Source organism: Longimicrobiaceae bacterium (genome assembly GCA_035936415.1).
GTDB lineage: Bacteria > Gemmatimonadota > Gemmatimonadetes > Longimicrobiales > Longimicrobiaceae > JAFAYN01.
Window position 1 is genome coordinate 1 of sequence record DASYWD010000364.1, and the last position, 9,102, is coordinate 9,102.

The window sequence follows — 9,102 nt, forward strand, 5'->3', positions numbered from 1 at the left end:
TCCCGAACTCGGAAGTTAAGCCCTACTGCGCGGATGGTACTGCCGGGGCCACCCGGTGGGAGAGTACGGCGCTGCCAGCCCTCTTCTTCAGAGCCCCCCGATCCTCTTCGGATCGGGGGGCTCTGCTGTTTTTCCCCTGCCTTCTCGGTCGGGAGAACCCCTACCCGTCCCCCGGGCAGCGGTGGGGAAAGCTACGCTCGCGGTTCCACGAACTCCCGACTGCGCATCCCCGACGTTTCCGTAGATTTCGAGCACGCAGGATCACTGAGACAACGAACCAGGAGACGGAAATGTCGATCTTCAAGCGCAGCTTCTTCGTTCAGGCGCCGGTGCTCGGAATGCTGGCCTTCGTCGCGGCGTGCGGCGGTGCCGAGGCTCCCGCCGCGGAGGCGTCTTCCGCCGCCGTGCCGGCCGCGGCCACGGTGGAGGCGGCTGCTCCCGCAGGCGTGGAGGGGAACGTCGTCGAGGTGAAGATGATCAGCACCCCCAACGGTTCCGGGATCTTCGAGCCGGCCGAGATCACCGTCAGGAAGGGCGACGTGCTCCGCTTCGTCACGGACGGCGGCTCCGCGCACAACGTGTCCTTCCCGGCCGCGGAGAACGCCGGCGCCTCGAACCTGCCGCCGGCCAGCTCGTACATCATGGCCGCGGGGCAGAGCGTGGACGTGCCGGTCACCATGGGCGCGGGGAGCTACACCTACCAGTGCGACCCGCACGCCATGATGGGGATGAAGGGGAAGGTCAACGTCACCGAGTAAGCTCGGCTGCAGAGAGAGCGAAGGAAGGGGAGGCCGCCCGGCGGGCGGCCTCCCCTTCGCCTTTTCCTGCCCCGGCGCCGGCCGGCCCGCCCTCAGAGGCCCAGGGCCGCCCGGATGGTGGGGGGGATCCGCTCCGCGGTCCAGGGGGGCGAGAAGGTCAGCTCCACGTCCGCGCTCTCGACCCCTTCCACTCCCTCGACCGCCTCGCGCGCCTGCGTGAGGATCTCCCCGGCCACGGGGCATCCAGGGGAGGTGAGGGACATGGTGACGTCCACGTGCGACCCCTCCACCCGGATGTCGTAGATCAGCCCGAGCACCACCAGGTCCAGGTTCATCTCCGGATCCTTCACCTGGCGCAGCGCCTTCCTGACCGCAGCTTCGGTAACCATTTCGACTCCCGTACGTTGACGCTCCCGCAAACAGCTTCGGAACCGGAGGATACCGGGACCGCTCGCGGCCTGTCAACCTCAGCCGCGCGTACTTGCCCCCGGCGGCGGGGCGCGTACCTTTGTGGCGCGGCGGTACGCGGGTTGCCGGGAACCGCCCGCGTCCGTGCCGCCCCGGGGCTCCCCCGGCGCCTCCTCGACCGCCCGCTCCGCGACAGGATGACTTCCGAGATGACGCCCAGACCGATCCGCAGAATCGCCATCAACACCGGAGGCGGGGACGCGCCCGGGCTGAACGCCGTGATCCGCGCCGCCACGCTGGCCGGGCTGCACAACGGGTGGGAGGTGCTCGGCATCCGCCGCGGCTACACCGGCCTGCTGGAGGGAGAGGTGGACGGGGAGCCGGGGGTGTTCCGGCTCACGGCACAGTCGGTCCGGGGGATCACGCACCTGGGGGGAACCATCCTGGGAACCACCACCCGCGGCAACCCGTTCGGGCTGGAGGTCCGCCAGCCGGACGGGACCTGGGGGACGGTGGACCGCTCCGACGAGATCGTCCGCCGGTTCCGGGAGCTGGAGATCGACGCGCTGATCGCCATCGGCGGCGACGGCTCGCTGAACATCGCCAACGCGCTCTACGAGAAGGGGCTCCCCGTGATCGGGGTGCCCAAGACGATCGACAACGACCTGCGCGCCACGGACGTCACCTTCGGGTTCTTCACCGCGGTGGAGGTGGCCACCGACGCCATCGGCCGGCTGCACTCGACGGCCGAGGCGCACCAGCGCGTCATGGTCGTGCAGGTGATGGGGCGCCACACCGGGTGGATCGCGCTGGAGTCCGGGCTGGCGGGCGGGGCGGACGTGATCCTGATCCCGGAGATCCCCTACTCCGTGGAGAGGGTCGCGGAGAAGGTCAGGGAGCGCGACGCCCACGGCCGCCGCTTCAGCATCGTCGTGGTGGCGGAGGGGGCGCACGCCGCGGGCGGAGAGCCCAGCGTGGTGGACCCCGGCGGCCGCTACGGAGGGATCGCGGAGCGGGTCGCGGCGGAGATCGCCGCCGTCACGGACAAGGAGACCCGCTCGATGGTGCTGGGGCACATCCAGCGCGGCGGCTCCCCCATCGCGTACGACCGGAACCTCTCCCTCCGGTTCGGGGCGGCGGCGGTCCGCTGCATCCACGAGGGGAGCCTGGGCACCATGGTCGCGCTCCAGGGCGACGCCATCCGGGCGGTGCCGCTCAAGGACGCCGTCTCCGCCATCAAGACCGTTCCCCTGGACAACGACCGCCTGATGACGGCCCGGCAGCTCGGGGTCTCGTTCGGCGACTGAGAGCCACCGGCCCCCGCCATCCCCGACCGAGAGACCCGTGCCGAGCTCACCCGATCCGGGACGGCCCGCCGCCGCCGCGGTGGCGAAGGCCTTCTGCGCCGTTCCGCTGACCGGCTCCGCGAGTGACGTCGCCGCCGCGTGCGTGGAGGTGCTGCGCTCGCTCGTGGGGGGGCCGGCGCGGATCACCGTGGCCACCGTCCCGGTGCCCCTCGCGGTGGGCGACGCCCCGGCCGGGCTGGCGCCCGCGCTCCGCTTCCCCGGTCCCGACGGTGCCGGCGAGCTCTGGCTCGCGGGCGGGGCGGAGGCGCTCGCCCCCGAGCTGCGCAGGGCGGTCGCGGAGCAGCTCGGGCGTACGTGGGCGGTGCAGGAGGAGCGCGCCACGCAGGCGGCGGAGCTGGACCGGCTCCGCTTCCACCTGGCGGCGCTGCAGCAGGTCGCCCGGACGCTGGCGGTGGTCCGCGGCGCCGAGGAGACGGAGCGCCTGGTGCTGGACTCGGTGGGGGAGGTCTTCTTCGCCTGGTGGGCAGCGCTCTACCGCTGCGAGGGGAGCGAGTACATCTGCCGTGCGGTGCGGTCGCTCCGTGGAGAGTCGGTGGCGTACGCCGTCCCCGCGCGGGTCGTGCACGAGGTGGCCCCGCCCGGGGGCGCGCCGCGGGTCCCTCCCGGGGACGCCGAGATCCGCGACCACGTCCCCGCCGAGGTGGCGGTGGTCGCCCCGCTGGAGATCGGCGAGGGGCAGGCGGGGCTGCTGATCCTGGGGCGGCGCATGACGGACGCGCCGTACGAGGCGCACGACCTGGCCCTCCTCCGCGCCCTGGCGGACTCGTCGGCGGTGGCGCTCCGCAACGCCGACCTCCTGGACCGGCTGCGCGCCCAGGCCACCATCGACCCGCTCACCGGCTGCCACAACCGGCGGGGCTTCGACGAGCTGCTGTCGGTGGAGATGTCGCGGGCGCACCGCTACCAGCGGCCGCTCTGCGTGGTGCTCCTGGACATCGACCACTTCAAGCGGATCAACGACGACTTCGGGCACGACGCCGGGGACGCGGCGCTGCAGCGGATCGGGCGGACGGTGCGGCACGCTTTCCGCACCACGGACAGCGCCTGCCGCTACGGGGGCGAGGAGTTCGCCCTCCTCTTCCCGGAGACCCCCAAAGAGGAGGCGCTGAAGCTGGCGGAGCGCCTCCGGGCGACAATCGGGTCGCTGGCCCCTACGGAGGAGGTCCCGCGAGGGATGACTGCGAGCTTCGGCGTGTCCGCGTACCCGGACGACGGCGAGACGGCGGCGGAGCTGCTGCGGGCCGCCGACCGCGCCCTGTACCGCGCGAAGACGCTGGGGCGGAACCGGGTGGAGCCGGCCTCGGGCGGGCCCCTGGCGGGAGAGACCGAGAGCGGCATGGCGGCGGATTCACCCCGGACCGAGTGAGGGACACATCGCAACCGAGAGCCTGACGCCCAAGCAGCGCGCGCACCTGAAGTCGCTGGCGCACCACCTGAAGCCGATCTTCCAGGTCGGCAAGGAGGGAGTGAGCGACACGGCCGTGCGCGCGGTGGAGGACGCCTTCAACACGCGTGAGCTGCTGAAGGTGAAGGTGCAGGAGGCGGCCCCGCAGAACGTGCGCGAAGCGGGCGCGGAGCTCGCGGAGCGCATCGGCGGCGCGCACCTGGTGCAGACCATCGGCCGCACCGCCGTTCTGTACCGGCCGCACCCGGAGAAGCCGGAGATCCGTCTGCCCGCGGCGTAGCTTCCTGCGGCGGGCCGCTCCGGAGCTAGACGAACGGCGCCCCCACCCGGATCTCCCGGCGGGGGCGCCGTTCTATTCTCGCACTTCCGCACTCAGTAGATGTACACCTGCGTCCCCACCGGCACGTTCTCGTACATCCAGAGGATGTCGTCCTTCCGCATGCGGATGCACCCGTGGCTCGCGGCGGTCCCGATGGAGGCCTCGTTGTCGGTGCCGTGGAAGTAGTACCCGTCGTACATCTCCAGCTTGGCGACGCCGAGCACGCCCTTGTGCTTGCGCTGCGGGCTCCCCCAGGGCGGGATGTAGATGGTGTTCCCGCGGATCGGCTCGCGCCCGGCGGGGAAGCCGGCCAGGGCGTTGGGGGGGGCGTTGCTCATGTCCACCACGCGCAGGCCGCGCTTGCGGGCCACCTCCACGTAGTGCCAGTTGGGCGGCACCCACACCGGGTCCAGCTCCTTGTGGGTGATGGACATCTTCCCGCGCGGGGTCTGGAAGCGCTTGGTCCTTCCGCCCAGCACCAGCGTCTTCCCGGAGCCGACCGCCACCGGGGCCGCGAAGAGGGTGTCGTCCCCTTTGATGTAGCTCACCTTGCGCTCCGCGATCGAGACCACCAGGTACGGGCGCTCGGACGGGAGCAGCTCGCTCTCCTTCGCTTCGAGCTGGCGGACGCTGTCCGCGATGGCGGCGGCGCTCCGCGCCTCCTGCTCCTGGAGGAAGGCGAGCGACTGCATGTCGTGCGCGTAGGCGATCTTCGCCACGTCGCGCTCGTACCGCTCGTTGACCGCCCATGCGGTGGCCGTCACGAAGAGCACGGCCAGGAGCGCCGCGCCTCCCAGCAGCGCCAGCGTGACGCCTCGGTAGTCGAAGAAGATCCGGCGCAGGCGGCCCGGCGGCGTGTGGTTCCGCCGCTCCGGCCCGCCCGCGCGTGTGGTGCGCTCGTCCATCGTCCTCTCCCTGCAGCTAGTAGATGAAGACCGGAGTGTCCTCGCGGACCGCGTCGAAGATGGCCCGCATGTCCCGCTCGCGGACCATGAACGCGGCGGGCTTCACGCCGTCGGCCAGGGGCCCCGACTCCGGCTCGCTGTAGATTTCCGTACCGTCGTCCAGGCGGAGCACGTACCGGCCCAGGGCGCCCTTCACCCGCCGCTCCTCCTCCGGCGGGACGGGCTCACCGCGGCCCACGTAGACCCACTCCGGCACGGTGTAGACCGGCGAGGTCTCCTTGTCGCGGACGGTCCGCTGCCCCAGCGCCCGCACGAAGCGCCAGGTGCGGCCGTCGGGCGCGTTGATCGTCGAGTCCGGCCCGATCCGCACCGGGACCGCGCGGAGGGTGGCCTGCCCGTGCCGCAGCAGAAGCGTGGAGTCCTCCATCCTCACCGCCAGGTGGAGCCCCTTCTGCTGCAGTCCCTTGACCCGCAGCTCCCTCTGCAGCAGCGCCACCGCCATCTCGGAGCGGGCCGCACGCGACTCGAGGATCCGGTCGCGGGTGGCGCGCTCGGCGGCGGTCATCCGCTGGTTCAGCTCCGCCGCCTCGCGGCGGTACTGCGGGATCCGCGACGCGACGGTCGCGGTCGCCACCAGGAACAGCACCATCAGCGTCGCCGTCCCCCAGAAGAAGACCGGGTGATCCTGCCGGAACCGGGAGAAGCGCGTTCGCGTCTCGGTCATTCGCCTCGTCGGATGGTCGGGAAGGTTCGCGGTCGCTTTCGAGGGTTTCGGGGGGCCGTCGAAGCAAGACCCGTTCCCCCCCCGTGCTCCTGTACCTCCTGGTCGATGGTGCGTATGTGGTTTGCCTGCATGTACTTGGGTTACACGGGCGTGGGCCGGCGGTTCCGTGGGACTCCCTCCCCGCGTACCGGCCCGCTGCTTGCACCCCGCACCAATCTGGACCTGCACACGGGGGGCGCATGGAGGCGAGGACCGGGGTCCACCGCACGGCGAAGACGGGAGGGGGCGAGTCCGCGGCGGGAGCCGGAGAGCAGAGCCCGGACCGCCTGTTCGCCATCGGCCTGGCGCGGGCGTTCGGGGGGGCGATCTTCTTCTCGCTCCCCCTGCTGATGACCATGGAGATGTGGTGGCTGGGCTTCTACATGAGCCGCCTGCACCTGGCCCTCTTCACGATCTTCATGATCCCGCTCCTCATCGGCCTGGACCACTACTCCGGGTTCAAGGAGACCTCCACCTGGGGGGAGGACGCCGTGGACGCCATGGTGGCGTACGGGGTGGGGTTCGTGGCGTCCGCGGTGGTGCTCGCGCTCCTGGCGATCATCGACACGACCATGCCGGCCCGGGAGATCGTCGGGAAAGTGGCCCTCCAGGCCGTCCCCGCCAGCTTCGGGGCGGTGCTGTCCGCGAGCCAGCTGGGAGGGGGAGGGGGCAGGGAGGAGGAGCGGAAGGAGCACGCCGGCTACGGTGGGGAGCTGCTCTTCATGACGGCCGGAGCGGTGTTCCTCGCCTTCAACGTGGCGCCCACCGAGGAGATGATCCTCATCGCGTTCAAGATGACGCCGTGGCACGCCCTGGCGCTCGCCGCCGCCTCGCTGGCCATGATGCACGCCTTCGTGTACGCCGTGGAGTTCAGGGGGAGCCACAGGGAGCCGGACGGGACGCCGTGGTGGAGCCTGTTCCTCCGCTTCACGATGGTCGGATACGCGATCGCGCTCCTGGTGAGCGCGTACGTCCTCTGGACCTTCGGGCGGTATGAGGACCATGCCCCGGCGCGAATGCTGATGGAAGCCATCGTGCTCGGCTTCCCGGCCGGCCTGGGCGCGGCCGCGGCGCGCCTGATCCTGTGAGCGGGAGGAAGACGATGGGGGAGCGCGGGCAGGAGCGGGCCGGGGGCCGGACCTCCCGGTGGGAGTGGGTCGCGGCGGCCGTGGGCACACTCCTGGTGGTCGGAGCCGTCGCCTTCATGCTCCGTGAGGCGCTCACCGGCAGCAGCTCTCCCCCGGCAGTGAAGGTGACGGTGGACTCCATCATCGCGCAGGAAGACGGCTTCCTGGTACAGCTCCGGGTCGAGAACAAGGGCGGTGAGACGGCGGCCGCTCTCCTGGTGGAGGGTGAGCTGAAGAGCGACACCGGTACGGTGGAGAAGAGCGAGACCACGATCAGTTACGTCCCCGCCAAGGGGCGCCGCTCGGCGGGGCTCTTCTTCAAGGAGGATCCGCGCGACTACGCACTCCGCGTCCGGCCCAGGGGGTACGACCGCCCGTGACGTCCGGGCGCCCGCTCCGGCTGGCGCCCGGTCCATCCACCGCCCATCTTCCCCGCGGGTGATCGCGTTCTCCTTTCGCTCCAGGCGATCCGTACGGGAAGATGGCGAAGACTTTCTGGATTCTGGGGTGCATCTTCGGGCTCCTGGGCGTGGCGGCCGGGGCCTTCGGGGCGCACGCGCTGCGCGACCGGGTGGCGCCGGACCTGCTGCCGGTGTTCGAGACTGGGGCGCGGTACCACATGTACCACGCGCTCGCGCTGCTGGCGGTGGCGTGGGCGGTGGACCGCTGGTCCCCGGGCGGTGCGGCGGCGGCCGGCTGGGCGTTCGTGGCGGGGATCGTGGTGTTCTCCGGGAGCCTGTACCTGCTGGCGCTCACCGGGGCCCGCTGGCTCGGCGCCGTCACCCCCATCGGCGGGGTCGCCTTCCTCGCGGGATGGGCGCTCCTAGCCTGGTCCGCCTGGCGAAGCTGAGGGCACGGGCTCCGGGAAGTGTCCTTTCCGGGGTACACACCCGTCCCCGGGGGAGTCCGTCCGGCGTCCCGCGAAATGGCCGCGGAAAGGGTAAGGGAATGCCTCGAAAAGGGTTAGTGTTTCCGGTGCGCGCGGAATGCTCCTTGCCCCCATCAGGGCTCCAACGGATCTCTCCGGCGCCGCGAGGGTACCGGAATCCGACCTCTCACCCTAGCCTATTCTCGCCATGAGAGCTCTCGCGATTCTGGGTCTGGCCGCGCTCCTGTCCTCCTGCGCGGCCCTTCCCGCGCCGCCGTCCGACGGTTTCGACCCGTCGGCGTACGACGGCCGGCCGCTCCGCGCGCGCATCGTGGACGTGAGCGGCCGGCTGCTGGTGGACGTCAGCCGCCCGGCCCACGTGGCGATCTTCGAGATCGTCCCCGGGCAGGGCGTGGGGCTGCTGTACCCGGCGTACAGCGGCGAGCGCAACTACCTCTACGGGGGGATGAACAGCGTGTTCGTCTCGCGCTCGCGGCAGTACTACTCGTACTTCAGCCCGTCGCCGTACACCTCGCGGGAGCCGCGCTACCTGTACATGGTCGCCTCGGACGCGCCGCTGCGGCTCTCGGGGCTGATGGATGCGCCGGGGGCGCTCCGCCGGCACATGGGGCTCGCCAGCTTCGCCTCCATGAACCCGTACAGCCTCATGGACGACCTGGCGTCGCTGGTCCTGCCGTACGGGGCGCGGGGCGACTGGACCGACGACGTGTACGTGATCTGGCCCAATCGCAGCTACGACACCGGGAACTACCGGGCGGAGCAGTGGGTGCGCGTGCGGTGCGATGACGGGCGCGTGGTGGAGGGGCCGGCGTACTACGTCCTGGGCGCCTGCGCCCAGGCCCCGAACGCTCCGCCGCTGCGGAAGGACCCGGAGCAGCCGCGGGACTCCAGCGCGGTCCGTCCGCCGACACGCACCCGCCCGGAGCCGGAGGGGAAAACCGGGGACGACACGGGCGCCCGGGTCCGGCCGCCGACCGTGGAGCCCGTCGCGGAGCCGGAGCGCCGCGAGCTGCCGCAGCGGGAGCGGATCGAGCGCCGCACCGGCGACAGGCAGCGCTTCCGCGAGGACGACGCCTCCCCGCGGGTGGAGCGCCGGGAGGAGCGGGAGACGGAGAGCCGGCCCGAGCCGCGGGAGTCCCGCCCGGAGCCGCGCAGCGAGGC

11 protein-coding genes and 1 rRNA gene are annotated in these 9,102 nt (G+C 71.8%); 9 read left to right on the forward strand and 3 right to left on the reverse strand.

Features of this window, described 5'->3' with window-relative positions; all coding sequences use genetic code 11:
• Both rrf and VGR37_14685 read left to right on the forward strand, forming a co-directional pair.
• A 5S ribosomal RNA gene (gene rrf / locus VGR37_14680) occupies positions 1 to 80 on the forward strand; the annotation flags it as partial.
• 210 nt (positions 81 to 290) lie between these two features.
• Complete coding sequence (locus tag VGR37_14685; GenBank protein HEV2148647.1) at positions 291 to 758, forward strand: plastocyanin/azurin family copper-binding protein; 468 nt, start codon at positions 291 to 293, stop codon at positions 756 to 758.
• A gap of 92 nt (positions 759 to 850) precedes the next feature.
• On the opposite strand, the gene VGR37_14690 is transcribed toward VGR37_14685, so the two are convergent.
• On the reverse strand, positions 851 to 1,147 hold the full coding sequence (locus VGR37_14690; protein HEV2148648.1) for a metal-sulfur cluster assembly factor: 297 nt from the start codon (positions 1,145 to 1,147) through the stop codon (positions 851 to 853).
• Positions 1,148 to 1,375: 228 nt separating this feature from the next.
• Between VGR37_14690 and VGR37_14695 the strand changes: the two genes are divergently transcribed.
• Genes VGR37_14695 through yhbY form a run of 3 tightly spaced genes read left to right on the forward strand, consistent with a single transcriptional unit; the run spans position 1,376 to position 4,218 of the window.
• Complete coding sequence (locus VGR37_14695) at positions 1,376 to 2,473, forward strand: ATP-dependent 6-phosphofructokinase (protein HEV2148649.1); 1,098 nt, start codon at positions 1,376 to 1,378, stop codon at positions 2,471 to 2,473.
• A gap of 37 nt (positions 2,474 to 2,510) precedes the next feature.
• Positions 2,511 to 3,899 carry a sensor domain-containing diguanylate cyclase gene (locus tag VGR37_14700; protein HEV2148650.1) on the forward strand — a complete coding sequence of 463 codons (1,389 nt, stop codon included), beginning with the start codon at positions 2,511 to 2,513 and terminating at the stop codon, positions 3,897 to 3,899.
• A gap of 22 nt (positions 3,900 to 3,921) precedes the next feature.
• Positions 3,922 to 4,218, forward strand: a complete 297-nt coding sequence (gene yhbY, locus VGR37_14705) for a ribosome assembly RNA-binding protein YhbY (GenBank protein HEV2148651.1) — start codon at positions 3,922 to 3,924, stop codon at positions 4,216 to 4,218.
• A 92-nt stretch (positions 4,219 to 4,310) separates the two neighbouring features.
• On the opposite strand, the gene VGR37_14710 is transcribed toward yhbY, so the two are convergent.
• On the reverse strand, positions 4,311 to 5,162 hold the full coding sequence (locus VGR37_14710) for a L,D-transpeptidase (GenBank protein HEV2148652.1): 852 nt from the start codon (positions 5,160 to 5,162) through the stop codon (positions 4,311 to 4,313).
• 16 nt (positions 5,163 to 5,178) lie between these two features.
• Positions 5,179 to 5,886 carry a hypothetical protein gene (locus VGR37_14715; protein ID HEV2148653.1) on the reverse strand — a complete coding sequence of 236 codons (708 nt, stop codon included), beginning with the start codon at positions 5,884 to 5,886 and terminating at the stop codon, positions 5,179 to 5,181.
• A gap of 239 nt (positions 5,887 to 6,125) precedes the next feature.
• On the opposite strand from VGR37_14715, the gene VGR37_14720 reads away from it, so the two are divergent.
• The 4 genes from VGR37_14720 to VGR37_14735 all read left to right on the forward strand — a co-directional run.
• Positions 6,126 to 7,013, forward strand: a complete 888-nt coding sequence (locus VGR37_14720) for a TIGR02587 family membrane protein (GenBank protein HEV2148654.1) — start codon at positions 6,126 to 6,128, stop codon at positions 7,011 to 7,013.
• 14 nt (positions 7,014 to 7,027) lie between these two features.
• On the forward strand, positions 7,028 to 7,432 hold the full coding sequence (locus VGR37_14725) for a hypothetical protein (protein ID HEV2148655.1): 405 nt from the start codon (positions 7,028 to 7,030) through the stop codon (positions 7,430 to 7,432).
• Positions 7,433 to 7,533: 101 nt separating this feature from the next.
• Complete coding sequence (locus VGR37_14730) at positions 7,534 to 7,902, forward strand: DUF423 domain-containing protein (GenBank protein HEV2148656.1); 369 nt, start codon at positions 7,534 to 7,536, stop codon at positions 7,900 to 7,902.
• A 226-nt stretch (positions 7,903 to 8,128) separates the two neighbouring features.
• A partial coding sequence (locus tag VGR37_14735; protein HEV2148657.1) for a hypothetical protein occupies positions 8,129 to 9,102 on the forward strand: 974 nt, incomplete at its 3' end.